The organism is Agrococcus sp. ARC_14 (assembly GCF_022436485.1).
In the GTDB taxonomy this organism is placed as follows: Bacteria; Actinomycetota; Actinomycetes; order Actinomycetales; family Microbacteriaceae; genus Agrococcus.
Genome location: NZ_JAKUDO010000002.1, coordinates 295,687 through 319,390, shown reverse-complemented (window position 1 = coordinate 319,390; position 23,704 = coordinate 295,687). Strand labels below are relative to the sequence as shown.

Below are 23,704 nucleotides of genomic sequence, written 5' to 3'. Positions count from 1 at the left end.
CGGCCCGCGTTCAGCGAGCGTCCTCGTCGTAACCGCTGTAGAAGTGCGCGCCGTCGAAGCCGGGCACCGCGTCCTTGAGCGACAGGCCGAGCTCGACGAGCTTGTCCTTGACCTCATCGACCGACTTCTGGCCGAAGTTGCGGATGTTCATCAGCTGGGTCTCGCTCAGCGCCACGAGCTCGGACACCGTGTTGATGCCCTCACGCTTGAGGCAGTTGTAGGAGCGGACCGAGAGGTCGAGCTCCTCGATCGGCGTGGCGAGCTCGCCGGAGCCGATGGCCTCGGCGGGAGCCTGTCCGATCTCGATGCCCTCGGCCTCGGCGTTCAGGTCGCGCGTCAGGCCGAACAGCTCGACCAGCGTGCGCCCGGCCGACGCGATGGCGTCGCGCGGCGAGATCGCCGACTTCGACTCCACGTCGACGACGAGCGAGTCGAAGTCGGTGCGCTCACCGGCACGCGTCGCCTCGACGCGGTAGGTGACCTTGAGCACGGGCGAGTAGATCGAGTCGATCGGGATGACCCCGGCCTCGGCGAACTCGTCGCGGTTCTGGGCGGCCGAGACGTAGCCGCGGCCACGCTCGATCGTCAGCTCGAGCTGCAGCTTCGCCGAGTCGTTCAGCGTCGCGAGCACGAGCTCGGGGTTGTGGATCTCGACACCGGCGGGTGCCGTGATGTCGGCAGCCGTCACCGTGCCCGCGCCCTGGCGCGAGAGGTAGGCGACGACGGGCTCGTCGTGCTCCGACGAGACCACGAGCTGCTTGATGTTCAGGATCATCTCGGTGACGTCTTCCTTGACACCGGCGATCGTCGAGAACTCGTGCAGCACGCCGTCCAGGCGGATGCTGGTGACAGCAGCGCCGGGGATCGACGAGAGCAGGGTGCGGCGAAGCGAGTTGCCAAGGGTGTACCCGAAGCCAGGCTCGAGCGGCTCAATCGTGAACCGCGAGCGGTGCTCGGAGACGGTCTCCTCGGTGACAGTGGGGCGCTGGGCGATCAGCACGTGTCGGTTCCTTTCGGTCGCGAGTCCGCTATATGACTCGCGTGTTCAATGACGGCGGATGGCCGGGCAGGGGATGATCCCCTGCCCGGCGGGAACGACTTAGTTGCGGCGGGGCTTCGGCGGGCGAACGCCGTTGTGAGCCTGCGGCGTCACGTCGTGGATCGCACCGATCTCAAGGCCAGCGGCCTGGAGCGAGCGGATGGCCGTCTCGCGGCCCGAACCGGCACCCTTGACGAAGACGTCGACCTTCTTCATGCCGTGGTCCTGCGCCTGACGCGCAGCCGACTCGGCGGCGAGCTGCGCGGCGTAGGGCGTCGACTTGCGCGAGCCCTTCATGCCGACGCCGCCACCCGAGACCTGCGAGACGACGGCCCCGGTGGTGTCGGTGATCGAGACGATCGTGTTGTTGAACGTCGACTTGATGTGAGCCTGGCCCACAGCGATGTTCTTCTTGTCCTTCTTGCGCGGCTTACGGACCGCGGCCTTGGGAGCTGCCATATTCTTCTACCCTCCACGCGGCCTAGCGGCCGGCCTTCTTCTTGCCGGCGACCGTCTGCTTCTTGCCCTTGCGGGTGCGCGCGTTCGTCTTGGTGCGCTGGCCGCGCACGGGGAGCCCGCGGCGGTGGCGGATGCCCTGGTACGAGCCGATCTCGACCTTGCGGCGGATGTCGGCGGTCACCTCGCGGCGGAGGTCGCCCTCCACCTTGAACGCAGTCTCGATGTGCTCGCGCAGTGCGAGCAGCTGCTCGTCCGTGAGGTCCTTGACGCGAGTGTTGCGGTCGATGCCGGTGGCCTCGAGCGTCTCGACGGACCGGGTGCGGCCGACGCCGAAGATGTATGTCAGTGCGATCTCCACGCGCTTCTCGCGCGGGATGTCGACACCTGCGATGCGTGCCATCGTGTGTCTCCTAAGGAGTTATGAGAGGTATGGAGCAGCGGAGGTGCCTGGGCCTCTCCCCAAGGTGTCGCTCGCCGAGGCGAGCTCTGACCGCTGCTGGATGCTGTTGTTCAGTTGTGCGCCTCGCGGAGCGAGCGCCGGGGCTCAGCCCTGGCGCTGCTTGTGGCGGGGGTTGTCGCAGATGACCATGACGCGACCGTGCCGGCGGATCACCTTGCACTTGTCGCAGATCTTCTTGACGCTGGGGTTGACCTTCATGTGTTCTTCCTCGCTGGCCTCGTGCTCGCGCGGCGCGCGAGCCGTTCCTTATCCAGCAGCCTGTTACTTGTAGCGGTAGACGATTCGGCCGCGGCTGAGGTCGTAGGGGCTGAGCTCCACGATCACCCTGTCCTCCTGGAGGATGCGGATGTAGTTCTGCCGCATCTTGCCGGAGATGTGCGCGAGCACAACGTGTCCGTTGGAGAGCTCGACGCGGAACATGGCGTTCGGGAGCGCCTCGACCACCGTTCCTTCGATCTCGATGACGCCGTCTTTTTTGGCCATAGCCTTCTTCTGCAAGTTTCTTGGTTGCCGGTCATGCGAGTGACGCGCGCAGAGGGCGCACGACACCAACGGTCAACTCTACGCGCTTGGAGAGCGTTCGTGCAAGCCGGGCGTGTCTTGGATCACCGCTGGACGACGATCGACCCCCACAGCATCCCTCTGTCGCGCCTCGCGCGCTTGGCCGCCTCGTCGTCCATCGTGGTCGCGAAGGAGCGGGCGATGACCGGTCCGCCCGGCACCACGGCCCGCATGGCCGCCTTGCGGAGGTCGCGCACCCAGCGCTCGTCGGCGCCATCGATCACGTTCGAGAGCGTGACCGCGTCGTACGAGCCGGGCGCGACGTGCTCGAGGTGGTCGAGCAGCGGCTCCGAGATCCAGGAGATCGTCGACGGGTCGACGACCGGCAGCCGGTGGCCGCGCAGCTCCTCGCCCAGCAGCAGCCGCCAGGCGTAGGGGTTGTCGCGCGGCGCGTGCTTGCGGAGCGCCCGGCCGATGCGCCCGCGGATCGCCTCGTCGAAGTGCGGCGGGATCGGCGTGGCGAAGTCGCGCAGGATCAGTGCCGAGAGCGTGCCGGCCGGCCCGAGCATCGTCTTGAGGATCGACGCCAGCGTGCGGTTGTCGAGCCTCGACTTCCAGTGCTCGGCCGCCTTCAGGGGCTCGTCCTCCTGCAGGAACTGCCGCATCCGTCGTCGGCTCCATGCCGGGCTCGCCGCCCGGATCATGCCGCGACCGAGGTCGATCAGCCGCTCGGCGGCGCCCGCCTCGAAGTCGCCGCCGGCGACGCGGCGGGCGGCGTAGTCGAGCTGGTGGCGGTTGGAGGCGAGCGCGGTGACGTGATGACCCGCGTCTGCGAGGGCCGCGATCATCTCGCCAGCACCGGCTGCGGCCAGCACCCGGCTGCCGGGCGCGAGCTCCTCGAGCTCGATCCGCGGGTCGGCCCAGTCCCAGCCGTGCAGCAGCCGCTGGCGCGGGTTGGCGCTGGAACGACCCTTCCTCCTCGAGCCTCTCGTCAGCACCCGGATCGCCATCTCTCCATGTTCCGATCCTGCCGGATCCGGCTGGGAGCCGTCGCCGTCAGCGCTCGGCCGTGGCGGCCTCCACCTGCGCGACCAGCTGCGCATGCAGCTCCCCGCTCTCGACGCCGCTCACCTGCGCCACGAACGCCGAGGGCTCGAGCTCGTCGAGCAGCCGCTGCAGCTCCACCGCCTGCTCGTCGGCCTCCGCGTCGAAGCGCAGTGCCGAGCCATACGCGGCGATCAGCCCGTCGGCGCGCTCGCCGCTCGCCACCAGCTCGACCGCGGGCTGCACGAAGCGCTCGCCTGCCGACAGCTTGCGCAGCGGCTGGCGGCCGATGCGCTCGCACGTGTCGGGCAGCGCGGGGTTCTCGAAGCGCTCGATGGCGCGCGCCACGTAGGCGGCGTGCTCGTCGGCGTCGAAGCCGAACTTCGCCAGCAGCAGCCGGGAGGTGTCGGCGAGCGCCGCCTCGACGGCCGCGCGGATCTCCGGCTCCTGCAGCGCCTCCGCGATCGTCTCGATGCCGGCGTTCCAGCCCGCGTACGCCGTGGTCGCGTGGCCCGTGTTCACCGTGAACAGCTTGCGCTCGATGAAGGGCGCGAGGTCATCGACGAAGTGGGCGTCGGGGATCACCGGCTCGTCACCCGCGAAGGGCGTGCGGTCGATCGACCACTCGAAGAAGTCCTCCACCACGACGTCGAGCCCCGCAGGATCCTGCGGCGGGATGATGCGGTCGACCGCCGTGTTCGCGAACACCGCCTTCGAGGCGAGCGTCGGCGCCCCCTCGAGCACGAGGTCTCGCAGCGTGTCGGTCGCGCCGATGGCGTTCTCGCACGCCATCACCACCACGGGCTGCCCCGAGCGCAGCGCGAGCCCCTCCCGGATGACCGGCGCGATGAACCGCAGCACCGTCGGTCCCACCGCGCACGTGACGACATCCGCATCCGCCACCGCCTGCGCGGCAGCGGCGGGGTCTGCCTTCGAGTCGATGCCCGTGAAGCCCGAGACCGTGTGCACGGTCGCGTCGCCGCCGACCTCGCGCACCTGGTACACATCCGCCGTCTGCAGCATGCCGATGAGCTCGGGGTTCACGTCGACGAACGTGACCTCGTAGCCCGCGCGATGCAGGAGCAGCCCGACGAAGCCGCGGCCGATGTTGCCCGCGCCGAAGTGGACGGCGCGCATCACTCGTTGACGTCGCCGAGCAGCTCGAGGATCGCCGCGGCATCGGGCGCAGCCTCGAGCTTGGCCACCTCATCCTCGTCGGCGAACACGATCGCGATCTTCGACAGGATCTCGAGGTGCCCGCCGTCCTTGCCGGCGATGCCGATCACGAACTTCACCGGGTTGCCGTCCCAGTCGATGGGCGTCTCGTAGCGGGCCACCGAGAGGCCGGAGTCGAGGATCGACTCCTTCGACTCGTTGGTGCCGTGCGGGATGGCCAGCAGGTTGCCCATGTAGGTCGAGACGCTCGTCTCGCGCTCGCGCATCGCGTCGGCGTAGTCGGGCGTGACCGCGCCGGCCGCGACGAGGATGTCTGCCGCCTCCTGGATCGCCTCGTCCTTGGTGGTCGCCGCGGGGGTCGTGGTGATCTGCTCGAGGGAGAGGACGGGCATGGGGGCTCCTATTCGGTCGTGTTCGACTCGCCGACGAGCGTGACGACGTCGTCGTACTTGGGACTGTTCATGAAGTTGTCGACCGACACGTGCGTCGCGTGGTCGTTGCGCTGGCGGGCGCGCGCCGTGAGGTCCTGGTGGGTGACGATCAGGTCTTCGCTGCCGTCGAGGTTCGCGATCGCCACGTTCGTGACCTCCACGCCCTCGATGCCGGCCTTCTTGATCTTGTTGCGCAGCACGCTCGCACCCATGGCGCTCGATCCCATGCCCGCATCGCAGGCGAAGACGATCTTGCGGATGGGCTCGGCCGCGACCGCGGGCACGCCCGCGTCGGTCGCGGTGCCTGCAGCAGTGGCGACAGCCGCTCCCCCGGCTGCGGCGGTGCCCGCGGCCGCGAGGTTGGAGAGGTGCTCCGACTTCTTGCCCTTCGCGGCCTCGGTCTTGGCGATGGCCGCCGACAGGTCGCCGGCGTCTTCGCGCTCCAGGTCGCGCTTGCGCGAGGCCCGCAGGATGATCGCGGCGACGACGAAGGTGACGATCGCAGAGACCAAGACCGAGACGAGCACGCCGACGAGGTTCATCGGCGACACCAGCAGCGCTTGGCCGCCGACCGCGAAGATGCTGCCCGGCGATGCGGGGGCACGGAGGCCGGTGTCGAGGATGACGTTGGTCAGCACGCCGGAGGCTCCGCCGAGGATCATCGCCAGCAGCAGCGCCGGCTTGGCGAGCACGTAGGGGAAGTAGACCTCGTGGATGCCACCGAAGAACTGGATGATCGCCGCACCGGGGGCTGTGGCGCGCGCGGCACCGATGCCGAAGACCGTGAACGCGAGCAGCACACCGAGGCCCGGGCCGGGGTTCGCCTCGAGCAGGAACAGGATCGAAGAGCCGTTCGCGTCGGCCTGCTGCACGCCCAGGGGCGTCAGCACGCCGTGGTTGAGCGCGTTGTTAAGGAAGAAGACCTTCGCCGGCTCGATGATGATGCTGACGAGCGGCAGCACACCGGTGGAGATCAGCCAGTCGACCGCGGCACTGAGCCCCTGCATGATCCACATGACGATGCGGGCGACGACGAAGAAGCCCACGAGCATCATGACGAATCCGACGATGCCCGCCGTGAACATGTTGACGAGCATCTCGAAGCCCGACTTGATCTTGCCGTCCCACAGCTTGTCGAGCTGCTTCATGACCCAGGCGCCCAGCGGGCCGAGGATCATCGCGCCGATGAACATGTGGGGCGAGCCCTGGCCTGTGCCGAGCTGCTCGGTGATCCAGTCGGCGCCGCCGATCGCTCCCATGGTGGCGAGCACGCCGACGACCGAGCCGCGGTGGCCGTGCACCATCGCGCCGCCGGTGCTGGCGATGATGAGCGGCAGCAGGTAGTGGATGGTCGGTCCGACGAGCGAGCCGAGCCCCTCGTTGGGCGTGAAGCCGTCGGGGATGAAGAAGGCGGTCAGGATGCCCCAGGCGATGAGCGCGGGGATGTTCGGCATGATCATGCCGGAGAGGAAGGTGCCGAACTTCTGGACGGCGACGCGCGCGCCGCCGGAGGTGGTGGGGGCCTGGGTGCTGGTCATCGTTGACTCCGTGCTGCGAAGCGGTGGTGGATCAGGCGTCGTGATCGGTGGAGAGCAGCTGCTCGAGCTCGTCGAGCGCTGCCTCGTCGTCAGAGGCGATCGTCACGCTGTCACCCTTGCTGACGCCGAGCGAGATCACCGAGAGGATGCTGGCCGCGTTGACCTGCTTGTCACCCTTGGTGACGGTCACGGCACTGGTGGCCTGTGCGGCCGCCTGCGCGAAGAGCGCTGCGGGTCGGGCGTGCAGTCCGTGGGAGGACTCGACAGTGACGGTGCGCTCGGCCATGCTGCTCCTTCGAGGTCAGGGCCGGACGGCCCGATCGTGCTCGTCACGCTACCACCGGGGGTCCCCGGCCCCGAAGCATCACCGCGGCTGCGATCCGCGCAGCCGCAGCCACGCGATCGCCGCGAGCACGGCGGTGCAGACGATGACGGTGCCGAGCGCTGCCGGCAGCGCTTCCGGCGGCACCGGTTGCAGCAGCGCGCCACCCGTGGCCGGCAGCTCTGCGAGGACCCGCAGCGCGTGCCCCGGCATCGCCCAGCGGAGTCCAGCGAGGTCGGCCTGCGTCAGCAGCCCTGCTGCCGCGGGCTCGACCACGATCGGGAGGCCGGCGCCGATGGCGAGCGTCAGCATCGGCGACCGGCTGGCGTGCGCGAGGCACAGCGTCCACAGCGCCCAGATCGTCGTCACGGCCACGTGCAGGCAGGTCGCGAGCGCGAGGCTGGGCGGGTCGATCCTGCTCACGAGCGCAGCAGCCGCCGTCGCGGACGCCGCCGAGACCAGCGCCAGCAGCACGCTGGCCGACAGTGCCGGGGCTGCAGCGGTGAGCAGCCTGCGCGACGGCCGTGGCTCGGCGAGCGCGAGCTGCAGCCAGGATCCGTCGCGGTAGCGACCCGCGACCGCGACGCTCATCAGCAACACGACCGCCAGCTGCGTCGCGGCGCCCCGGGAGACGACGGCCGTCTGCAGCTCGATGGCATCGATGCCGGGCAGCTGCGCCGCGATCGCGGCGTGCACCAGCCCGCCGATCGCCGAGCAGCCGACCGCGAGCGCCAGGATCCAGCGCAGGCGCCGATCGGTCGACAGCTGCCGCAGCTCAGCCGCGACGCCTGCGCGGGATCGGGATCTCACCCTGCCTCCGAGGTCATGGTTGCGAACGCCTGGCTCAGCGAGACCCGTCTCGGCGACAGCTCGGTGACGAGCACCTGCGCAGCAGCCGCAACCTCGGCGATCTGCGCCGCCGCGAGGCCGCGGACTGCGACCGCCCCGGCAGCACGGCCGGCGACGGTCGCACCGGCGCTGCGGAGCGCGACAGCCAGGCGCTGCTGATCGAGCGAGCGCACGATCGTCACGGGCGCGGCGTGCGCCTGCAGGAAGCGCTCTGCGGCGCCCTCGAATCGCACCCTGCCGGCATGCAGGCACACCAGGCGGTCGAGCAGCGGCTCGATCTCGTCGAGCGCATGAGCCGAGAGCAGCACGACGCCACCGGCGTCCGCGTGCGCGCGCAGCCGCTCCCCCAGCCAGCGCCTCCCCTCGGGATCCAGCCCGTCGAACGGCTCGTCCATCACGAGCACGGGCGGTGACGCGACGAGCGCCCCGGCGATCGCGAGCCGTCGCCGCATGCCGAGTGAGTACGTGCGGATGCGCTGGGTCACGTCTGCGAGCCCGACCTCGCGGAGCGTGCGCTCGACAGCGTCGACGCCCGCTCGCGTCGCGATCGCACGGAGGTGCTCGCGCGCGGTGCTGCCCGCTGGCGCACCGAGGGCATCGGGGCAGAAGCCTATGGAGCGCAGCGGGTCTTCGAGATCGCGATAGTCGGCGCCACCGATGAGCGCATCGCCCTCTCCGTGCTCGAGCGCGAGCAGTCGCCGGAGCGTCGTCGTCTTGCCTGCTCCGTTGACACCGACGAAGCCGGTCACCGAGCCCGCGGGGGCTCCGAAGGACACGCCGTCGAGCACGGTGCGGCCGCCGAAGCGGATCCGCAGATCCTGCACGTCGATCGCCGCTGCCGTCGCGCGCCGCCGCACACCCGCCATCATGCGACCGCCGCTCCCAGGTGCAACTCCTGCACCACTGCGCCGAGCCGCCGCTCGCCGTGGTCGACCAGCACCACCAGTCGCTCCTGCGCCCACGCCTCGAGTCGCTCCCGGAGCGCGGTCTCGGCATCGACGTCCATTCCCAGGAACGGCTCGTCGAGCAGCAGCACCGGCGCTGCCCCCAGCGTCGTGAGGCGCACCCACGCGCGTCGCGCCTCCCCCGTCGAGAGCTCGGCCGTGCACGCATCGATGAGATGGGCCAGCCCCTCGTCGGCGAGCGCGTCGAGCGCGGTGCGCAGATCGACGGCGGCCGCGCGTGCGAAGAGCGTCGCGTGACGCCGGATCGTGAGCCTCGGCAGGAGCGCGATGTCGGCCCGGCTCACCCGCCGCATGACTCGCGCGGCCGTCGAGGCTGCAGGCAGCCCGCACATCCTGACATCCCCCTCGCGGGGCCGCACGCCCCCGGCGAGCAGCTCGACGAACGTGCTCTTGCCCGCGCCGTTCGGCCCGCGCACCAGGATGATCCCCGGGCCCTCGACATCGAGCTCGGGCACCGGCAGCTCGCGCACGCCGCGCCGCAGCCCTCGCACCTCCGCGACACGGATGCCGATCACGACAGCCTGCTCACCAGGAGCCCGAGCAGCACGATGCATGCCAGCGCCGCGGCCGCACCGAGCGAGATCCAGGATCCTGCAGCGAGCGCGAGCCCAGCAGGCACGAGCGCGACCGCGAACAGCAGCACGCGGGGAACGATGTCCGACGCCGTCGGCCGCGCCACGAGCACGGCGACCGCGCTCACCGTGACGGAGACGACGCTGAGCCCGCCGAGCGCTGCGAGGGCGGACGAGCCGCTGAGCGCCCCGACCGCTGTGGCTGCGGCCATCCCGAGCGCTGCTGCGCATCCCAGGGCACCGCCGAGGACGAGCGCGACGAAGCGCCACGGTGCCGCACCGCAGTCGAGGAGCGATCGCGCGAGTCGCAGCGGCCCTCGAGCATCCAGCCCCAGGATCTCCCCCGCGACGTGCACGGCGCCTGCCACCGCGGCGGCGAGTGCGGCGCTGCCGACCGCAGCGTGCATCCCGGCAGGGGCCAGGGGCGCCCCAGCGGCCACGACCAGCGCGACGCCGGTGAGCAGCGCGGCCTGCATGAGCACTCGCCACAGCGGAGCGGGGCGTTGCTCTTGGGCTCGGAGCGAGCGCGCGGCCCTGATGGCGGCGAGCCAGCCGGCGGCGGCGCCCGCTGCCGTCGCCGCCGCGACCACGAGGCCGTGCATGCTCGAGCCCCGGGCGATCAGCACGGCGGCGCCGGCGAGCCCGAGCACCGCGATCGGCCCGATCGGCGCGATCAGCGCCGCGATCCTGCCCGCCCGCTCGAGCGCGGGGCCGAGGTCGATCGCTCGCAGCAGCGGTGCGGCATGGGCGATCGCTGCGGCGGGGCCGCTGGGCACGCCGAGCACCAGCTTCGACGCCGGAAGCAGGAGCACGGCGATGGCGAGCACGAGCGCGACGGCACCGGATCCGACGAGGAGTCGTGCGACGTCGATCACTGCGAGCACCGCCAGCACTGCAGCGAGCGCGCTCGCGCCCATCGCGACCCACAGCGGCCCACGGAGGCGTCGGAGCGTCGCGGTGTCGACGCCGTTCGGCATCGTGACCTCGATGAGCGCCGCAGCGACCCCTCGGAGCCCGCCGTCGGCCGACGAATGCCGTCTGGCGGCCAGATGCATCATTCCCCCTGATCGGAGAGGCCGCGGCCGAGCAGGTGGTACACGATCGTGCAGCCGCCGAGCACGATGAGCAGCGAGGCGAGCAGCGGCGTCGGCCAGGCTGCTCCGAGCGCCAGGGAGACGGCCGCGACGAGGCTGAGTGCGAGCACAGGGATGCCCACGAGCAGCGGCCGGTAGCCGCCGTCGAGCAGCGGCAGCACGGTGGCCAGCACGGTCAGCACGCCCAGCGCCAGCACGATCGGTGTCACGAACGGCTCGCGCGCCGCCAGCACCGGCCCCTGCGCGATGCCCGCGATGGTGCCCGCGCCAGCGAGCAGCGTCATCGCCGCCAGCAGACGCACGCCAGCGGGCGCCAGTGCGACGCTGACGCCGACGACGGGCAACCGGAACGACCCGCTCATCCGATGCACAGCAAGCCTCCGATCACGCCGGTCACGAGCAGCGCCCGAGCATACGGCCGCAGGCCGGCACGGGCTGCGGGGAACAGCAATGGTGTGGAGAGCGCGACGATCGCGCCGGCGAGCCACATCGGCCACCCCCGCTCGACCGCAGCGACACCGGAGACGGTCGCGATCGCCTGCTGCCCGAGCATGAGGATCGCGAGTGCCGCGCCTCCGACGCCCACGCGCAGCCTCGCGCCCAGCGCGCGAGGGCCGAAGAAGCGCTCGAGCACCGTGGCTGCGGCCGCCACCAGCAGGATGCCGATCGCGTGCAGCGCGATGGCTGTGGCAGATCCGATCACGATCGCCGCATCCGAGAGCGCTTCGTCCCCGAGCGTCGCGGTCGCGTCTGCCAGGGAACCCTCCGCGACTGCGATGAACTGCGGCAGCCGGATCACCAGCAGCGCGATCGCCACGACCACCACCAGCAGCCAGGTTCCGATGGATGTCGTCCGAGCCCTGCGCTCCGTGCGCTCGGCCCTCTGCACCGTGTCGGTCATTGCCTTCTCCTCCCTCGGTGTCACGTCGCGTGCGCACCGATGACGATCGCCTCGACGAGAGCCGCGACGACGATGAGCGCCGCGGCGATGCCGCCGAGCGCGAGACTGGTTCCGAGCGCATCCGTGTACGCCCGGAACGGTGAGGGTCGACGACGCATCGCGGCCAGCAGGGCGTGCACCGCAGGCAGCAGGCCCGCGACCGCTGCGAGCGCGACGCCGGTGAGCTCGAACACGATGTACGGCGCGATGCGTGAGACGGTCTCCGCGGCACCGAGCGCTGCCACCGCCGCCGCCCCGCCCCATCCGACGCCGATCCCGACGATGGCGACCGCCAGCACGGTCAACAGGCCGCATGTGGCGGCACCGCCGGCAAGGATCGCGATCGCGCCGAGGTTGCGCACGGCGATGGCGACCGCATCGCGATCACCCGCGAGCACGCTCTCGTCGATGTCGCCGTTCGCGATGGCCGCGACGTTCGCGGCTGCCAGCCCACCCGCAGAGCCGGCGCTCGTCGCGATGACCAGCGCGAACCCCGCCAGGGCGAGCACAGCCGACGCCGTCGCGGCCGGCCACAGGCGTGCCTGCGGAGCGTCGACGTCGGCTGCGCGCATGTCAGGCGATCGCCAGCTTGCGCAGCTTGCGCTTCAGGTACCAGACGACGGTCGAGACGACGATGCCGACCACGCCTGCGCTGAGGATCGCTGAGATGATCGCGATCGCGGCCCCGCCGATCTCGATCGCCGTCACGATCTGCGTGGCGGCCGCCGTCGAGATGCCGAAGCTCCCGACGAGCCACGCGAGCGACAGCCCCGCGATGGCGAGGCCGACGACGCTGACGGCGGCGGAGGCGCTCCAGATCGCGGCGCGCCCCCTTCGGGTTTCGATGTGCATGTTGTTCCTCCTCTGTCTCACCCGTGCATCGGGCGCTCATGCCGTTCGGCACGAGACTGTGGGCTCGCTCCAGGCGTCATGCCTGGCCTCCTCGCAGCCGGAGGGCGAGCGCAGCGGTCAGACGCTCGACCAGCGTCACCGGCGGCTCGATCTCCCCACGCTCGATGCCGATCACGGTGGCGAGCGGCGTGCCGGCGAGGTCGGCAAGCTGCTCCGGAGTGATGCCCGCCTCCTCACGCAGCACGGCGAGCGACGCCCCGAAGCGAGATTCTGCAGTCATGTCGCAAACCATGCCATGTTTTCGACGTCCGTGCAAGATGTTCTCCACAGACACGCCAGGAGACTGCGGCATTTGTCGAAGAAGTGTCGAAGAACCGTGACGCTGCTCCGCGCGCGTGCGGATAATCTGGTGCAGAGGCAGCAGAGAGACGAGGCCACGGATGTCGATCCACCTTCGCGGCGCGAGCGCGTCAGAGCGGGCGCACTACGCAGCGCTCGTGCGACCGGCGCGACTGCGCCGCGGCCTCAGCCAGTTGGCGCTCGCGCAGCTCGCGGAGGTCGACCGCACCACGGTGAGCAACATCGAGCGCGGCGCGGGTGCACCGCAGGAGGACGTGCTGCGGCGACTGTTCGCCGCACTCGGCCTCGCCACCGACGCGCAGCGGCGCGATCCAGAGGTCGAGCTCTGGATCGCCGTGATGTCTGAGCTGCTCTCCAGCGTTCCCGACGACCGTCGGCACCTCGCCGCAGATGCCGCGATCGCGACGCTGGCTGCGCATGTGCGCGCGGGCGCCGTGTCAGAGGGCTCGGCTACGGTCACCGCACTCCATGAGCACGAGCAGCGGAAGCAGACGATCGATGGACTTGCGGCACGGCGCGGCATCCCTCGAAGGGACGAGCCCCACGCTGAGTGAGCTCGTCGCGCTCTGCAGCCAGCTTCGCGTCGACGTGCGCAGCGCGCCACTGCCGAGCGGCTGGCTCGGGGCCTACGACCACACCGCAGCCCGCATCCTGCTGCTGCCCGGGCTCACCCCGGTCGAGCAGCGCTCCGTGCTCGCGCACGAGCTCGGCCACGCGCTGCGGATGGACACCGGCGACTCGGCGGCCGCGGAACGGGCGGCTGAGCGCTTCGCTGCGCTGCTCCTCATCGATCCCGCCGCCCTGAAGGCTGCGGTGGCGTGGGCCAGGGACGAGACCGAGCTCGCCGAGGAGCTGGGCGTGACGGTCGACATCGTGCGCAGCTACCTCGCGCTCCGCCCGCGACCGGCGCTGCTCCGAGCCGCGTAGCTCAGCGCTCGGCGATGGGTGCGGGCACGATCCCGTAGGGCGCGAGCTCGGCGGCGCCTCCGTCGAGCGCGGTGAGCACCCAGATGCCGCCGGCGTGCACAGCCACCGAGTGCTCCCACTGGCAGGCGTCGCTGCCGTCGGCGCTGCGCACCGTCCAGCCGTCGTCATCCGTGGTCGACTCGGTGCCGCCAGCGTGGATGATCGGCTCGATCGCGACGCACAGCCCGGGCTTCACGGCAGGCCCGACGACGCGGGTGCGGTAGTTGAAGACCGGCGGCTCCTCGTGCATGGCCCTGCCGATTCCGTGGCCGATGTAGTCGTCGCTGATGCCGTAGTCGCTGTTGGCCTCCACGTGGTCCTCGACCGCCGCGCCGACCTCGCCGAGCTGCTTCGCGGAGGCCAGCGCTGCGATGCCATCCCACAGCGCGCCCCTCGTGACGTCGCTGAGGCGCTGCCTGGCAGCGTGCAGCTGTGGGTCGCCGCCCGGCACGACGACCGTGATGGCGGCGTCGCCGTGGAAGCCGCCGATCGTCGCGCCGCAGTCGACGGTGACCAGATCGCCTGGCGCGATCGGCCGATCGCCGGGGATGCCGTGCACGACCACGTCGTTGAGGCTGACGCAGAGCGTGTGCTGGTAGCCGGGCTCGAGCTGGAAGTTGGGCACGGCGCCGTGCTCGCGAATCACGCGCTCGGCCAGCCGATCGAGCTCGAGCGGCGTGACGCCGACCTCGATCGCCTGCTCGACCGCCGCCAGTGCGAGGGCGGTGATGCGGCCCGGCTCGCGCATCGCTGCGAGCTCGCGCCGGGACTTGTAGGTGCCGCGCCCCCGCATCAGGCGGAGATGCCCCGCTCGGCGAGGCCGGCGAGGATGCGCTCCGTCACCTCGTCGACGGCGCCGATGCCGTCGACCTCGACCACCAGGCCCCGCTCGGCGAAGATCGCGATGAGCGGCGCCGTCTCGCGCTCGTAGACGTCGAGCCGGTGCCGGATGACCTCTTCGGTGTCGTCGCTGCGGCCCTGCTCCTGCGCACGCATCAGCAGGCGCCGGACGACCTCGTCCGTGTCGGCGACCAGCCGGATGACGGCGTCGAGCTGCTCGCCACGGTGCAGGTTCACGCCGTCGAGGAACTCGACCTGGCCCGCCGTCCGCGGGTAGCCGTCGAGCAGGTAGCCCTGCTCAGCGTCGGTCTGCGAGAGGCGGTCGTCGATGAGCTCGTTGGTGAGCGAGTCGGGCACGTACTCGCCCGCGTCGAGCATCGCCGAGACGCGCTGACCGAGCGCGGTCTGCTCCTTGATGTTCTGACGGAAGATGTCGCCCGTCGAGACGGCGGGAACGCCGAGCGCCTCAGCGATCCGGACGGCCTGGGTTCCCTTGCCCGCACCGGGCGGGCCCACGATGAGGAGGTTCGACATCTAGCGGATGAGCCCTTCGTAGTGGCGCTGCTGCAGCTGCGCGTCGATCTGGCGGACCGTCTCGAGACCCACACCGACGATGATGAGGATCGAGGCGCCACCGAACGGGAAGTTCTGGTTGGCTCCCACCGTCGACAGCGCGATCAGCGGGATGAGCGCGATGACGCCGAGGTACAGGGCGCCCGGCAGGGTGATGCGGGTCAGCACGTAGTCGAGGTACTCGGCCGTCGGGCGTCCCGCCCGGATCCCGGGGATGAATCCGCCGTACTTCTTCATGTTGTCGGCGACCTCTTCAGGGTTGAAGGTGATCGCGACGTAGAAGTAGGTGAAGCCGACGATGAGAAGGAAGAACACCAGCATGTAGAGCGGTGCATCGCCAGAGGTCAGGTTGGCCTGCACCCACAGCACCCACTCGGGCGGCGCGGTGCCGTCGGTCGGCGTCATGAACTGCGCGACGAGCATCGGCAGGTAGAGCAGCGACGAGGCGAAGATGACCGGGATCACGCCGGCCATGTTGACCTTGATGGGGATGTAGGTGGACTGGCCCCCGTACATCCGCCTGCCGACCATGCGCTTCGCGTACTGCACCGGGATGCGGCGCTGGGACTGCTCGACGAAGACGACCGCCGCCATGATGATGACGCCGACGGCGAGCACCATCGCGAAGGTGTTCGGACCCTGGGTCGTGAAGATCTGGCCGAGCGCGCCGGGGAAGGTCGCGGCGATCGACGTGAAGATGAGCAGCGACATGCCGTTGCCGACACCGCGCTCGGTGATCATCTCGCCGAACCACATGATGAGCCCCGTGCCAGCGGTCATCGTGAAGATCATCAGCGTGATCGACCACCACGAGTCGTTCGTCAGCAGGTTCTGGCACTGCGGCATCACGGGGCCGCCACCGGTCTGCGAGAACAGGCCGCCGGAGCGGGCGACCGTGATGAGCGTCGTGGACTGCAGGATGGCGAGCGCGATCGTCATGTAGCGCGTGTACTGCGTGAGCTTCGCCTGGCCCTGCTGGCCCTCCTTCTGGAGCGCCTCGAAGTGGGGGATGACGACGCGGAGCAGCTGGGTGATGATCGCCGCGGTGATGTAGGGCATGATGCCCAGCGCGAAGATGCTCAGCTGCAGCAGGGCGCCGCCCGAGAACAGATTGACGAGCTGGTAGAGCCCCGTCGCAGTCTGGTTCGCTGCGATGCACTCCTGCACGTTGCCGTAGTCGACGAACGGCGCGGGGATGAACGACCCGAACCGGAACAACACGACGATGGCGAGCGTGAAGAGGATCTTCCGACGCAGGTCTCGCGTCTTGAAGATGCGTGCGATAGCACTGAACACGTGCAGCCTTCCAGAGAATGGCGATCGGGGCGGTCCGCGAACGGACCGCCCCTCAGCCTACTTACTTGACCGAACCGCCAGCTGCCACGATCTTCTGCTCCGCCGCGGCCGACACCTTGTCGACTGCGATCGTGAGAGCGACCGTGAGCTCGCCACCGGCGAGCACCTTGACGAGCTCGTTCTTGCGGACGGCGCCCTTGGCGACCAGATCCGCGATCGTGACCTCGCCACCGTTCGGGAACAGCTCAGCGAGCTGCCCGACGTTGACGACCTGGTACTCCTTGCGGAACGGGTTCTTGAAGCCGCGCAGCTTGGGAGCGCGCATGACGCTCGTGAGTTGGCCACCCTCGAACCCGGGGCGCACGGAGTAGCGGGCCTTCGTGCCCTTCGTGCCTCGACCGGCCGTCTTGCCCTTCGATGCCTCACCACGACCGACGCGCGTGCGGGCCTTCTTGGCGCCCGGCGCGGGCCGGAGGTGGTGGACCTTGAGCGACGGCAGCTCGGCCGACTTGTTCTTGTCAGTCATTCTCGATCTCCTCGACCTTGACGAGGTGCCGAACCGTGTTGACGTAGCCACGGTTCTGCTGGTTGTCCTCACGCTCGACCGACTGGCCGATGCGCTTGAGACCGAGCGAGCGCAGCGTGTCGCGCTGGTACTGCTTCTCGCTGATCTGGGACTTCGTCTGCGTGATCTTCAGCTTGCTCACTTGGACACCGCCTTCGCGATCTCGGCCTCGTGCTTGGTGTGCTCCGCCTCAGCACGGAGCAGGCGCTCCGGCACGACACGGTCCACGTCGAGACCACGGCGGGCAGCCACTGCGCGCGGCTCTTCGAGCATGCGCAGCGCCGCCACCGTCGCGTGGACGATGTTGATGGAGTTCGACGAGCCGAGCGACTTGCTCAGCACGTCGTGGATGCCGGCGCACTCGAGGACGGCGCGCACGGGGCCGCCCGCGATGACACCGGTACCGGCGGCAGCGGGACGCAGGAGCACGACGCCAGCTGCGGCCTCGCCCTGCACCGGGTGCGGGATCGTCTTGGCGATACGGGGAACGCGGAAGAAGTTCTTCTTCGCCTCCTCGACGCCCTTCGAGATCGCCGTCGGGACCTCACGGGCCTTGCCGTAGCCGACACCGACCATGCCGTCGCCGTCGCCCACGACCACGAGAGCCGTGAAGCTGAAGCGACGACCGCCCTTGACGACCTTCGAGACGCGGTTGATCGTCACGACGCGCTCAAGGAACTGATTCTCCTTGCTGTCGTCACGACGACCGCGCTCGTTGCGCGTGCCGCGGTCGCGGCTGCCGCGACGCTGCTCGCGGGGCTCGTCGCGGTGGTCGGCCGACTGGCCGGCCTCGGCCGCGGGAGCACCGGCTGCAGCCTGCTGCGTGGTGTCCGTCACCTGCGTGTCCTTGTTCTCTTCGCTCACAGTCCCAGCCCTGCCTCTCGTGCGCCATCGGCGATCGCTGCGACGCGACCGGCGTAGCGGTTGCCGCCGCGGTCGAACACGACCGACTCGACGCCTGCGGCCTTGGCACGCTCTGCCACGAGCTCGCCGACGCGCTTGGCCTTGGCCGTCTTGTCGCCGTCGAGCCCGCGGAGGTCAGCCTCCATGGTCGACGCCGACGCGACGGTGATGCCCTGCGAGTCGTCGACGACCTGCACGAACATGTGGCGTGCCGAACGGGTGACGACCATGCGCGGCACCGAACCGGTGCCGACGATCTTCTTGCGGAGACGTGCGTGACGACGACCGCGGGCAGCCGACTTGGTCTTGCCTCGGGTACCGATGCCCATCACTTACCAGCCTTTCCAGCCTTGCGGCGGACCTGCTCGCCTGCGTAGCGCACACCCTTGCCCTTGTAGGGCTCGGGCTTGCGCAGCTTGCGGAGATTCGCAGCCACTTCGCCGACGGCCTGCTTCGAGATGCCGGTGACGGTGACCTTGGTGTTGCCCTCGACCGCGAACGTGATGCCGGCGGGCGGCTCGATGTTGATCGGGTGCGAGTAGCCGAGCGCGAACTCCAGGCCCGTGCCCTTCGCCTGCACGCGGTAGCCGGTGCCGACGACCTCGAGAGACTTCGAGTAGCCGTCCGTGACGCCGACGATGTCGTTGGCGATCAGCGTGCGGGTGAGGCCGTGCAGCGAACGCGACTCGCGCTCGTCGTCCGGCCGGGTGACCTGCACCTGACCGTCGGCGATCTCGACCTCGATCGGCTGTGCGATGCGGGTCGTGAGCTCGCCCTTGGGGCCCTTGACGGTGACGACGTCGTCGTTCACCGAGATCTCGACACCCGAGGGGATGTCGATGGGGAGACGTCCGATTCGTGACATGTCAGATCACCACACGTAGGCGAGGACTTCCCCGCCGACGCCCTTCTTCTCGGCCTCACGGTCAGTGAGGAGTCCAGAGCTCGTGGACAGGATGGCGACTCCGAGGCCGCCATGCACCTGGGGGATCTCAGCCGATCGCGCGTAGACGCGCAGACCGGGCTTCGAGACCCGCTTGAGTCCGACGAGCGCGCGCTCGCGGTTCGGACCGTACTTGAGGCTCAGCGTCAGCTTCTTGCCGACGCGAGCGTCCTCGACCTTCCAGCCAGTGATGAAGCCCTCGCGCTCGAGGATCTCAGCGATGTTCGCCTTCAGGTTCGACGACGGCAGCGTGACCTCGTCGTGCATCGCCGTGTTGGCGTTGCGCAGACGCGTCAGCATGTCGGCGACCGGATCGGTCATCGTCATGGGTGTTTCTCCGTTCTGGTTTCGCCGCCCGTTCCACGGACGGCGACCTTGAATTCAGCATCGGCGCCGGCGGCGCCGATGGGGGTCAGGACTGGAAGGGGAAGCCGAGCGCCTTGAGCAGCGCGCGACCCTCTTCGTCATTGTTCGCCGTCGTGACGACGGTGATGTCGAAGCCGCGGACGCGGTCGATCTTGTCCTGGTCGATCTCGTGGAACACAGACTGCTCCGAGAGGCCGAACGTGTAGTTGCCGTTGCCGTCGAACTGCTTCGGGCTCAGGCCGCGGAAGTCGCGGATGCGCGGGAGGGCGAGCGTCAGCAGACGGTCGAGGAACTCCCACATGCGGTCGCCGCGCAGCGTGACGTGCGCGCCGATCGGCATGCCGTCGCGCAGCTTGAACTGGGCGATCGACTTCCTGGCGGCGGTGACCTTCGGCTTCTGTCCGGTGATCTGCGTGAGGTCACGAATGGCCCCATCGATCACCTTCGAGTCGCGCGCGGCCTCGCCGACGCCCGTGTTGACGACGATCTTGGTGAGGCCAGGCACCTGCATGACGTTGGTGAAGCCGAACTCCTCCTGGAGCTGCTTCACGATCGTCTCGCGGTACTGCTGCTTCAGCCTCGGCAGTCGCACTGCAGTGTCAGTCATTGCTCTTGATCTCCTTGCCCGACTTCGTCGCGACGCGGACCTTCTGAGGGATGGTGACGCCGTTCTTTTCGACGTTCTTCACCTCGGCGCGGACGCGTGTGGGCTTCTTCGACTCGGGGTCGACGAGCGCGACGTTCGACACGTGGATCGGGGCCTCGTGGGTCTCGATGCCACCCGTACGGGTGCCGCGGTTGGTCTGGCCGACCTTGATGTGCTTGGTGACGAGGTTCACGCCTTCGACGATCACCCTGTCCTGCTCGAGGAGGACCTCGATGACGCGACCGGTCTTGCCGCGGTCGCCGCCGCGCGACTCGCGCGCGCCTGCGATGACCTGGACAAGGTCGCCCTTCTTGATTCTGGCCATGGGTCAGATCACCTCCGGTGCGAGCGAGACGATCTTCATGAAGCGCTTGTCGCGGAGCTCGCGACCGACCGGACCGAAGATGCGGGTGCCGCGGGGGTCTCCGTCCGTCTTCAGGATGACCGCTGCGTTCTCGTCGAACTTGATGTACGAGCCGTCGACGCGACGCGTCGACTTGACGGTGCGGACGATGACGGCCTTGACCACATCGCCCTTCTTGACGTTGCCGCCGGGGATGGCGTCCTTGACCGTTGCCACGATGGTGTCACCGAGGCCCGCGTAGCGGCGGCCGGAGCCACCGAGCACGCGGATGGTCAGGAGCTCCTTGGCGCCGGTGTTGTCGGCGACCTTGAGGCGGGATTCCTGCTGGATCATGTCTTGATCTCCTTCGAGGCCGAGGCCTACTTGGCCTTCTCGAGGATCTCCACGACGCGCCACCGCTTGGTGGCGCTCGTCGGACGGGTCTCTGCGATCAGGACGCGGTCGCCGATGCCGGCTGCGTTCTGCTCATCGTGGGCCTTCACCTTCGAGGTCTTGCGGAGCACCTTGCCGTAGAGCGGGTGCTTCACGCGGTCCTCGACCTCGACGACGACGGTCTTCTCCATCTTGTCGGAGGTGACGTAGCCGATGCGCGACTTGCGGTAGCCGCGCTGGACGGTCTCGTCCTTGGGCTGCTCAGTAGCCATCAGTTGTCCTCAGCCTTCTCGGCCGGGTCGGCCTTCTTCGACTTCTTCTTGTCCGCAGCCGTCTCGACAGGCGCCGGAGAGGCGCTGATGCCGAGCTCGCGCTCGCGGATCACGGTGTAGAGCCGCGCGATGTCACGCTTGACGGCGCGCAGGCGGCCATGCGAATCCAGCTGGCCGGTGGCCGACTGGAAACGCAGGTTGAACAGCTCTTCCTTGGCTCGCTTCAGCTCGACGACGAGTCGTTCGTCGTCCAGCGTTGCGAGCTCAGCGGGCAGGAGCTCCTTGGAACCGATCGCCATTATGCGTCAGCCTCCTCGCGCTTGATGATGCGTGCCTTGAGCGGCAGCTTGTGAATGGCTCGCGTCATCGCTTCGCGTGCGAGCTCCTCTTCGACGCCGGCGACCTCGAACAGGACGCGACCCGGCTTGACGTTGGCGACCCACCACTCGGGCGAGCCCTTGCCGGAACCCATGCGGGTCTCAGCGGGCTTCTTCGTGAGAGGACGGTCGGGGTAGATGTTGATCCACACCTTGCCACCGCGCTTGATGTGGCGCGTCATGGCGATACGTGCAGCCTCGATCTGACGGTTCGTGACATACGCAGGCGTGAGGGCCTGGATGCCGTAGTCACCGAAGGACACCGCCGTGCCGCCAGTGGCCTGGCCACGGCGCTTCGGGTGGTGCTGCTTGCGGTGCTTGACTCGACGGGGAATAAGCATTACTTCGCCTCTGCTCCTGCTGCAGCCGGAGCTGCGTCACGACGGGGTCCACGACGCTCACGCTGCGGCGGCTTCTGGTTCGCCTGCTCGCGAGCGAGCTCGCGGTTGGTGAGCTCACCGTTGTAGATCCAGACCTTCACGCCGATGCGGCCGAAGGTGGTGCGGGCCTCGTAGAAGCCGTAGTCGATGTTCGAGCGGAGCGTGTGCAAGGGAACGCGGCCCTCACGGTACTGCTCGCTGCGGCTCATCTCGGCGCCGCCGAGGCGACCCGACACCTTGATCTTGACGCCCTTGGCGCCGGCGCGCTGCGCCGACTGCAGGCCCTTGCGCATCGCGCGGCGGAACGCCACGCGGGCGCTCAGCTGCTCAGCGATGCCCTGTGCGACCAGCTGCGCGGAGCCCTCGGGGTTCTTCACCTCGAGGATGTTCAGCTGGATCTGCTTGCCGGTGAGCTTCTCGAGGTCGGCGCGGATGCGCTCAGCCTCTGCACCACGGCGACCGATCACGATGCCCGGGCGGGCGGTGTGGATGTCGACGCGGACGCGGTCCTTGGTGCGCTCGATCTCGATGCGGGCGACGCCGGCGCGGTCGAGGCTCGTGATCAGCATCTTGCGGATGCGGATGTCCTCGGCCACGTAGTCGGCGTAGCGCTGGCCAGGCTTCGTCGACTCGGCGAACCAGCGCGACACGTGGTCGGTGGTGATGCCGAGGCGGAAGCCGTACGGGTTGACCTTCTGTCCCATTACTTCTCGTCCTCCGTGGTCGGCGTCGCGAGCACGACGGTGATGTGGCTCGTCCGCTTGTTGATGCGGAATGCGCGACCCTGTGCACGCGGGCGGAATCGCTTGAGCGTGGTGCCCTCATCGACGAACGCGCGGGCCACGTACAGGTCCTGCTCGTCGAGGAACTCGTTCGCAGCGTCAGCCTTGACTCGGGCGTTGGCCACCGCCGAGGCGACGAGCTTGAACACCGGCTCCGAGGCGCCCTGCGGGGCGAACTTCAGGATCGCGAGGGCTTCCTCAGCCTGCTTCCCGCGAATCATGTCGACGACACGGCGGGCCTTCTGAGGGGTCACGCGGATGTGACGAACGCGAGCGATCGACTCAACCATTGCCTTCTCCTTCTTCCGTCACCGCGCTTAGCGGCGACGGCCCTTCTTGTCGTCCTTCACGTGGCCACGGAAGGTGCGGGTGGGCGCGAACTCGCCCAGCTTGTGACCGACCATCGTCTCCGTGACGAAGACCGGGATGTGCTTGCGACCGTCGTGGACGGCGATCGTGTGACCGAGCATGGCCGGCACGATCATCGAACGGCGCGACCACGTCTTGATGACGTTCTTGCTGCTGGCCTCGTTCTGGCGAACCACCTTGGTGAGGAGGTGGTCGTCGACGAACGGACCCTTCTTGAGGCTGCGGGGCATCGGACTCTCCTACTAGCGCTTCTTCTTGCCGGTCGAACGGCGGCGGACGATGAGCTTGTCGCTCGGCTTGTTCGGCCGGCGGGTGCGGCCCTCAGACTGACCCCACGGGCTGACGGGGTGGCGACCACCGCTCGTCTTGCCCTCGCCGCCACCGTGCGGGTGGTCGACCGGGTTCATCGCGACACCACGGACAGTCGGGCGGACGCCCAGCCAGCGCTTGCGGCCAGCCTTGCCCCAGTTGATGTTCGACTGCTCGGCGTTGCCGACCTCGCCGATCGTGGCGCGGCAGCGTGCGTCGACGTTGCGGATCTCGCCCGACGGCAGGCGGAGCTGCGCGTAGGGGCCGTCCTTGGCGACGAGCCGCACCGATGCACCAGCAGAGCGAGCCATCTTGGCACCACCCGCGGGGCGGAGCTCCACGTTGTGGATCACCGTTCCGGTGGGGATGTTGCGCAGCGGCAGGTTGTTGCCCGGCTTGATGTCGGCGCCAGCGCCCGACTCCACGACGTCGCCCTGCTTGAGCTTGTTCGGCGCCAGGATGTAGCGCTTCGTGCCGTCCACGAAGTGGAGCAGCGCGATGCGCGCCGTGCGGTTGGGGTCGTACTCGATGTGCGCGACGCGAGCGTTCACGCCGTCCTTGTCATTGCGACGGAAGTCGATGACGCGGTACTGGCGCTTGTGACCGCCACCGATGTGACGCGTGGTGATGCGTCCGGTGTTGTTGCGGCCACCGGTCTTCGGCAGCGGGCGCAGCAGCGACTTCTCGGGCGTCGATCGGGTGATCTCAGCGAAGTCTGCGACGGAGGAGCCTCGACGACCCGGGGTCGTCGGCTTGTACTTGCGGATAGCCATGTTCTC

40 protein-coding genes are annotated in these 23,704 nt (G+C 69.2%); 2 read left to right on the top strand and 38 right to left on the bottom strand.

The window, feature by feature from the left end:
- Window positions 1–10: 10 nt before the first annotated feature.
- The 19 genes from MKD51_RS14825 to MKD51_RS14735 form a co-directional block, all read right to left on the bottom strand.
- On the bottom strand, window positions 11–1,000 hold the full coding sequence (locus MKD51_RS14825) for a DNA-directed RNA polymerase subunit alpha (RefSeq protein ID WP_240241252.1): 990 nt from the start codon (window positions 998–1,000) through the stop codon (window positions 11–13).
- 99 nt (window positions 1,001–1,099) lie between these two features.
- Window positions 1,100–1,498 carry a 30S ribosomal protein S11 gene (gene rpsK / locus MKD51_RS14820; protein ID WP_240241251.1) on the bottom strand — a complete coding sequence of 133 codons (399 nt, stop codon included), beginning with the start codon at window positions 1,496–1,498 and terminating at the stop codon, window positions 1,100–1,102.
- Window positions 1,499–1,520: 22 nt separating this feature from the next.
- Window positions 1,521–1,898, bottom strand: coding sequence for a 30S ribosomal protein S13 (gene rpsM, locus MKD51_RS14815; RefSeq protein ID WP_240241250.1), 378 nt, complete (start codon window positions 1,896–1,898; stop codon window positions 1,521–1,523).
- Between the two features lie 144 nt (window positions 1,899–2,042).
- Window positions 2,043–2,156 carry a 50S ribosomal protein L36 gene (gene rpmJ / locus MKD51_RS14810; RefSeq protein WP_038503151.1) on the bottom strand — a complete coding sequence of 38 codons (114 nt, stop codon included), beginning with the start codon at window positions 2,154–2,156 and terminating at the stop codon, window positions 2,043–2,045.
- 63 nt (window positions 2,157–2,219) lie between these two features.
- Complete coding sequence (infA, locus tag MKD51_RS14805) at window positions 2,220–2,441, bottom strand: translation initiation factor IF-1 (protein WP_240241249.1); 222 nt, start codon at window positions 2,439–2,441, stop codon at window positions 2,220–2,222.
- Between the two features lie 122 nt (window positions 2,442–2,563).
- Window positions 2,564–3,469, bottom strand: coding sequence for a hypothetical protein (locus tag MKD51_RS14800; RefSeq protein ID WP_240241248.1), 906 nt, complete (start codon window positions 3,467–3,469; stop codon window positions 2,564–2,566).
- A 46-nt stretch (window positions 3,470–3,515) separates the two neighbouring features.
- Window positions 3,516–4,640: a mannitol-1-phosphate 5-dehydrogenase gene (locus tag MKD51_RS14795; protein WP_240241247.1), complete on the bottom strand. Its 1,125-nt coding sequence runs from the start codon at window positions 4,638–4,640 to the stop codon at window positions 3,516–3,518.
- Window positions 4,640–5,071: a PTS sugar transporter subunit IIA gene (locus MKD51_RS14790; RefSeq protein ID WP_240241246.1), complete on the bottom strand. Its 432-nt coding sequence runs from the start codon at window positions 5,069–5,071 to the stop codon at window positions 4,640–4,642. The genes MKD51_RS14795 and MKD51_RS14790 overlap by 1 nt, the downstream gene beginning before the upstream one ends.
- Before the next feature lie 8 nt (window positions 5,072–5,079).
- Entirely contained in the window at window positions 5,080–6,648 is a 1,569-nt protein-coding gene (locus MKD51_RS14785; protein WP_240241245.1) for a PTS mannitol transporter subunit IICB, read from the bottom strand.
- Window positions 6,649–6,679: 31 nt separating this feature from the next.
- On the bottom strand, window positions 6,680–6,934 hold the full coding sequence (locus tag MKD51_RS14780) for an HPr family phosphocarrier protein (RefSeq protein ID WP_240241244.1): 255 nt from the start codon (window positions 6,932–6,934) through the stop codon (window positions 6,680–6,682).
- A gap of 78 nt (window positions 6,935–7,012) precedes the next feature.
- Window positions 7,013–7,780 carry a hypothetical protein gene (locus tag MKD51_RS14775; protein WP_240241243.1) on the bottom strand — a complete coding sequence of 256 codons (768 nt, stop codon included), beginning with the start codon at window positions 7,778–7,780 and terminating at the stop codon, window positions 7,013–7,015.
- Entirely contained in the window at window positions 7,777–8,688 is a 912-nt protein-coding gene (locus MKD51_RS14770; protein ID WP_240241242.1) for an ATP-binding cassette domain-containing protein, read from the bottom strand. Before MKD51_RS14770 ends, MKD51_RS14775 begins: the two co-directional genes overlap by 4 nt.
- Window positions 8,685–9,299, bottom strand: a complete 615-nt coding sequence (locus MKD51_RS14765; protein WP_240241241.1) for an ATP-binding cassette domain-containing protein — start codon at window positions 9,297–9,299, stop codon at window positions 8,685–8,687. The genes MKD51_RS14770 and MKD51_RS14765 overlap by 4 nt, the downstream gene beginning before the upstream one ends.
- Complete coding sequence (locus tag MKD51_RS14760) at window positions 9,296–10,411, bottom strand: hypothetical protein (RefSeq protein ID WP_240241240.1); 1,116 nt, start codon at window positions 10,409–10,411, stop codon at window positions 9,296–9,298. The genes MKD51_RS14765 and MKD51_RS14760 overlap by 4 nt, the downstream gene beginning before the upstream one ends.
- Window positions 10,411–10,812 (bottom strand): hypothetical protein, encoded by a 402-nt coding sequence (locus tag MKD51_RS14755; protein WP_240241239.1) that lies wholly within the window; start codon window positions 10,810–10,812, stop codon window positions 10,411–10,413. The genes MKD51_RS14760 and MKD51_RS14755 overlap by 1 nt, the downstream gene beginning before the upstream one ends.
- Window positions 10,809–11,351 (bottom strand): hypothetical protein, encoded by a 543-nt coding sequence (locus tag MKD51_RS14750; protein WP_240241238.1) that lies wholly within the window; start codon window positions 11,349–11,351, stop codon window positions 10,809–10,811. The genes MKD51_RS14755 and MKD51_RS14750 overlap by 4 nt, the downstream gene beginning before the upstream one ends.
- Window positions 11,352–11,371: 20 nt before the next feature.
- Window positions 11,372–11,962, bottom strand: coding sequence for a stage II sporulation protein M (locus MKD51_RS14745; protein WP_240241237.1), 591 nt, complete (start codon window positions 11,960–11,962; stop codon window positions 11,372–11,374).
- 1 nt (window position 11,963) lies between these two features.
- Window positions 11,964–12,242, bottom strand: coding sequence for an uberolysin/carnocyclin family circular bacteriocin (locus tag MKD51_RS14740; protein WP_240241236.1), 279 nt, complete (start codon window positions 12,240–12,242; stop codon window positions 11,964–11,966).
- Window positions 12,243–12,318: 76 nt separating this feature from the next.
- Window positions 12,319–12,522 carry a helix-turn-helix transcriptional regulator gene (locus MKD51_RS14735; protein ID WP_240241235.1) on the bottom strand — a complete coding sequence of 68 codons (204 nt, stop codon included), beginning with the start codon at window positions 12,520–12,522 and terminating at the stop codon, window positions 12,319–12,321.
- Window positions 12,523–12,682: 160 nt separating this feature from the next.
- Here MKD51_RS14735 and MKD51_RS14730 point away from each other — a divergent pair, with 160 nt between their 5' ends.
- Together MKD51_RS14730 and MKD51_RS14725 are read left to right on the top strand one after the other, a co-directional pair.
- On the top strand, window positions 12,683–13,156 hold the full coding sequence (locus tag MKD51_RS14730; protein ID WP_240241234.1) for a helix-turn-helix transcriptional regulator: 474 nt from the start codon (window positions 12,683–12,685) through the stop codon (window positions 13,154–13,156).
- A complete protein-coding gene (locus tag MKD51_RS14725; RefSeq protein ID WP_240241233.1) occupies window positions 13,101–13,529 on the top strand; it encodes an ImmA/IrrE family metallo-endopeptidase in 429 nt (142 codons plus the stop codon). Before MKD51_RS14730 ends, MKD51_RS14725 begins: the two co-directional genes overlap by 56 nt.
- 1 nt (window position 13,530) lies before the next feature.
- On the opposite strand, the gene map is transcribed toward MKD51_RS14725, so the two are convergent.
- From map to rplB, 19 genes are all read right to left on the bottom strand, one after another.
- Window positions 13,531–14,361, bottom strand: coding sequence for a type I methionyl aminopeptidase (gene map, locus MKD51_RS14720; RefSeq protein WP_240241232.1), 831 nt, complete (start codon window positions 14,359–14,361; stop codon window positions 13,531–13,533).
- Window positions 14,361–14,942 (bottom strand): adenylate kinase, encoded by a 582-nt coding sequence (locus tag MKD51_RS14715; RefSeq protein WP_240241231.1) that lies wholly within the window; start codon window positions 14,940–14,942, stop codon window positions 14,361–14,363. The genes map and MKD51_RS14715 overlap by 1 nt, the downstream gene beginning before the upstream one ends.
- Window positions 14,943–16,277: a preprotein translocase subunit SecY gene (secY, locus tag MKD51_RS14710; RefSeq protein WP_240241230.1), complete on the bottom strand. Its 1,335-nt coding sequence runs from the start codon at window positions 16,275–16,277 to the stop codon at window positions 14,943–14,945. It lies immediately after the preceding gene.
- A 61-nt stretch (window positions 16,278–16,338) separates the two neighbouring features.
- Window positions 16,339–16,803: a 50S ribosomal protein L15 gene (gene rplO, locus MKD51_RS14705; RefSeq protein ID WP_240241229.1), complete on the bottom strand. Its 465-nt coding sequence runs from the start codon at window positions 16,801–16,803 to the stop codon at window positions 16,339–16,341.
- Window positions 16,796–16,984, bottom strand: a complete 189-nt coding sequence (rpmD, locus tag MKD51_RS14700) for a 50S ribosomal protein L30 (protein WP_240241228.1) — start codon at window positions 16,982–16,984, stop codon at window positions 16,796–16,798. The genes rplO and rpmD overlap by 8 nt, the downstream gene beginning before the upstream one ends.
- Window positions 16,981–17,706, bottom strand: coding sequence for a 30S ribosomal protein S5 (gene rpsE, locus MKD51_RS14695; RefSeq protein WP_346986733.1), 726 nt, complete (start codon window positions 17,704–17,706; stop codon window positions 16,981–16,983). Before rpsE ends, rpmD begins: the two co-directional genes overlap by 4 nt.
- Window positions 17,703–18,074 carry a 50S ribosomal protein L18 gene (rplR, locus tag MKD51_RS14690; RefSeq protein WP_240241338.1) on the bottom strand — a complete coding sequence of 124 codons (372 nt, stop codon included), beginning with the start codon at window positions 18,072–18,074 and terminating at the stop codon, window positions 17,703–17,705. The genes rpsE and rplR overlap by 4 nt, the downstream gene beginning before the upstream one ends.
- Window positions 18,074–18,610 carry a 50S ribosomal protein L6 gene (gene rplF / locus MKD51_RS14685; RefSeq protein WP_240241227.1) on the bottom strand — a complete coding sequence of 179 codons (537 nt, stop codon included), beginning with the start codon at window positions 18,608–18,610 and terminating at the stop codon, window positions 18,074–18,076. The genes rplR and rplF overlap by 1 nt, the downstream gene beginning before the upstream one ends.
- A gap of 6 nt (window positions 18,611–18,616) precedes the next feature.
- Complete coding sequence (rpsH, locus tag MKD51_RS14680; RefSeq protein ID WP_240241226.1) at window positions 18,617–19,015, bottom strand: 30S ribosomal protein S8; 399 nt, start codon at window positions 19,013–19,015, stop codon at window positions 18,617–18,619.
- 85 nt (window positions 19,016–19,100) lie between these two features.
- Window positions 19,101–19,661 (bottom strand): 50S ribosomal protein L5, encoded by a 561-nt coding sequence (gene rplE, locus MKD51_RS14675; RefSeq protein WP_277604026.1) that lies wholly within the window; start codon window positions 19,659–19,661, stop codon window positions 19,101–19,103.
- Complete coding sequence (gene rplX / locus MKD51_RS14670) at window positions 19,654–20,025, bottom strand: 50S ribosomal protein L24 (protein ID WP_240241225.1); 372 nt, start codon at window positions 20,023–20,025, stop codon at window positions 19,654–19,656. The genes rplE and rplX overlap by 8 nt, the downstream gene beginning before the upstream one ends.
- Window positions 20,026–20,028: 3 nt before the next feature.
- On the bottom strand, window positions 20,029–20,397 hold the full coding sequence (gene rplN / locus MKD51_RS14665; protein WP_240241224.1) for a 50S ribosomal protein L14: 369 nt from the start codon (window positions 20,395–20,397) through the stop codon (window positions 20,029–20,031).
- Window positions 20,398–20,423: 26 nt separating this feature from the next.
- The gene (gene rpsQ / locus MKD51_RS14660) at window positions 20,424–20,708 is read right to left on the bottom strand and encodes a 30S ribosomal protein S17 (protein ID WP_072312794.1); all 285 of its coding nucleotides are present in this window, start codon (window positions 20,706–20,708) and stop codon (window positions 20,424–20,426) included.
- A complete protein-coding gene (gene rpmC / locus MKD51_RS14655; protein ID WP_240241223.1) occupies window positions 20,708–21,007 on the bottom strand; it encodes a 50S ribosomal protein L29 in 300 nt (99 codons plus the stop codon). The genes rpsQ and rpmC overlap by 1 nt, the downstream gene beginning before the upstream one ends.
- On the bottom strand, window positions 21,007–21,426 hold the full coding sequence (gene rplP / locus MKD51_RS14650; protein ID WP_240241222.1) for a 50S ribosomal protein L16: 420 nt from the start codon (window positions 21,424–21,426) through the stop codon (window positions 21,007–21,009). Before rplP ends, rpmC begins: the two co-directional genes overlap by 1 nt.
- Window positions 21,426–22,169: a 30S ribosomal protein S3 gene (rpsC, locus tag MKD51_RS14645; protein ID WP_240241221.1), complete on the bottom strand. Its 744-nt coding sequence runs from the start codon at window positions 22,167–22,169 to the stop codon at window positions 21,426–21,428. The genes rplP and rpsC overlap by 1 nt, the downstream gene beginning before the upstream one ends.
- Complete coding sequence (gene rplV, locus MKD51_RS14640) at window positions 22,169–22,537, bottom strand: 50S ribosomal protein L22 (protein ID WP_240241220.1); 369 nt, start codon at window positions 22,535–22,537, stop codon at window positions 22,169–22,171. Before rplV ends, rpsC begins: the two co-directional genes overlap by 1 nt.
- Before the next feature lie 27 nt (window positions 22,538–22,564).
- A complete protein-coding gene (gene rpsS, locus MKD51_RS14635) occupies window positions 22,565–22,846 on the bottom strand; it encodes a 30S ribosomal protein S19 (RefSeq protein WP_092915854.1) in 282 nt (93 codons plus the stop codon).
- Window positions 22,847–22,858: 12 nt separating this feature from the next.
- Entirely contained in the window at window positions 22,859–23,698 is an 840-nt protein-coding gene (gene rplB / locus MKD51_RS14630) for a 50S ribosomal protein L2 (protein ID WP_240241219.1), read from the bottom strand.
- Window positions 23,699–23,704 lie beyond the last annotated feature (6 nt).